Source organism: Desulfurellaceae bacterium (genome assembly GCA_021296095.1).
In the GTDB taxonomy this organism is placed as follows: domain Bacteria; phylum Desulfobacterota; class Binatia; order Bin18; family Bin18; genus JAAXHF01.
This window is the reverse complement of the sequence record JAGWBB010000166.1, coordinates 2,798-4,386: the sequence shown is the minus strand read 5'-3', so window position 1 is coordinate 4,386 and position 1,589 is coordinate 2,798. Positions and strand designations below refer to the sequence as shown.

The window sequence follows — 1,589 nt, the reverse complement described above, 5'->3', positions numbered from 1 at the left end:
CGGATGTGGCGCAGGCTGTCCCACTGGCTCGAGCCCTGCATGGCAAAATTGTCCACATAGTCGTCACGCCCGCCGCGGTTGACCTCGATATGATGGCGGTAGCCGGTCCGAAACCCGCCGTACAGGGTAATCGGAAAGTTGAGCGGCAGATTGAGGTTGATCACCCGCCCGGTTCGCACCAGGCCGGCCGCCTGTTTGACCCGCTCCGAGGTCAGCAGATTGACCGTCCCCAGCTGATCGCCGGCCCCAAACACCTCCCAGGCCTGCCGTTCTCCGCTGTGTCCGACCTGGGGCAGCTCACGAAAGGGGGGTATGCGCGCCATAACAGCCTCCTTGACAGCCCGTATCACGGACCCCGCCTCTCATAGCAAAGTCGGGGTCTGACCGCAAAGCGGGGCGAATGTAGGGGCGACCCCCTGTGGTCGTCCGGCCGGCGGCGTCAGGCCGACGTGGGCCATCACCGGCGGTACCCCCTGTGGTCGCCCGGCCGGCTGGGCGAGGATGTTCGGGACGGGCAATCTTCCGCGGCTGCCCCCGGGCTCAGCGTTGCAGCGACTGGCGCTTTTGCCTATGATGCGCCCCGCATGCGCACCAAACTCCAGTCTCTGGACGCCGCTGCGGCCAGCGTGCAGGCCGGCAGCCTGCTGGGCATGACCTCGGCCGTCCTCGACAACGCACCCATGGCTTTTTTGCGGGCGCTGGTCAGACGCCAGGTCGGCCGCCTGGGGCTGGTGACCCTGACCGGCGGCGGACTGAACGCCGACCTGCTGATCGGCGCCGGACTCATCGACAGCTACGAGACCTGCTCCTGCACCCTCGGCCCCTACGGTCCGGCGCCCAACTTTCAGCGCGCCGTGCGGGCCGGCCTGATCAACATGAAGGACAGCACTTGAGGGGTGTTGTACAGCATGATCCAGGCTGGATCGATGGGTGTACCGTTTGTGGCCGTGCGCGGGCTGCTGGGCTCCGATCTGTTGACATATCGACCCGACCTGCTCGTCCAGGACAACCCCTTCACCCCCGGCGAACAGGTGGTGGTGGCTCAGCCGGTCCGGCCCGATATCGCCGTTTTCCACGCCCTGCAGGCCGACCGCTGGGGCAACGCGATCACGCCCGGTCCCCGGGACGATGTGATGCTGGCCCGCGCCGCCCGGCGGGTGATTGTCACCGCCGAGACCGTCGTCGATACCCGACTCAGCCCGGCTGACGCACCCCACGACACCTTCCTGCCCGCCATCGACGTTGACGTGGTAGCAGAAGCCCCGCTGGGCGCTCACCCGTGCGGTCTGGGCCGGCTGTACGAACACGACCCGGACCACTGCCGAACCTATCTGGCCGCGGCTGCACACCCGCACGAGTTCCGCGCCTATCTCGACCGCTACGTCTTTGGCGCCGCCGACCATGCCGCCTACCTCAGCCGGGTGGACGATACGCGCCGAGCCGGAGTCTAGGCCGTGCCGCCCGCCTATACCCCCCAGGAGCTGATGGCGGTGCTGATCGCCCGCCAGGTCCGGGACGGAGAAACCGTGGCGGTCGGAGCCGTCTCGCCCATCCCGGCCGCCGGCTGCGTATTGGCCGAGCAGACCCAC

The 1,589-nt window shown here is 68.1% G+C and carries 3 protein-coding genes; 2 read left to right on the top strand and 1 reads right to left on the bottom strand.

Features of this window, described 5'->3' with window-relative positions:
- A partial coding sequence (locus J4F42_22275) for a hypothetical protein (GenBank protein MCE2488250.1) occupies window positions 1-323 on the bottom strand: 323 nt, incomplete at its 3' end.
- A gap of 261 nt (window positions 324-584) precedes the next feature.
- Here J4F42_22275 and J4F42_22270 point away from each other — a divergent pair.
- Both J4F42_22270 and J4F42_22265 read left to right on the top strand, forming a co-directional pair.
- Window positions 585-893 (top strand): hypothetical protein, encoded by a 309-nt coding sequence (locus J4F42_22270; GenBank protein ID MCE2488249.1) that lies wholly within the window; start codon window positions 585-587, stop codon window positions 891-893.
- Between the two features lie 33 nt (window positions 894-926).
- On the top strand, window positions 927-1,451 hold the full coding sequence (locus J4F42_22265) for a hypothetical protein (protein MCE2488248.1): 525 nt from the start codon (window positions 927-929) through the stop codon (window positions 1,449-1,451).
- The last annotated feature ends 138 nt before the right edge of the window (window positions 1,452-1,589 follow it).

Coding starts and splice junctions, on each gene's coding strand:
- J4F42_22270 (MCE2488249.1), top strand. CDS start 585: ATGCGCACCAAACTCCAGTCTCTGGACGCCGCTGCGGCCAGCGTGCAG.
- J4F42_22265 (MCE2488248.1), top strand. CDS start 927: ATGGGTGTACCGTTTGTGGCCGTGCGCGGGCTGCTGGGCTCCGATCTG.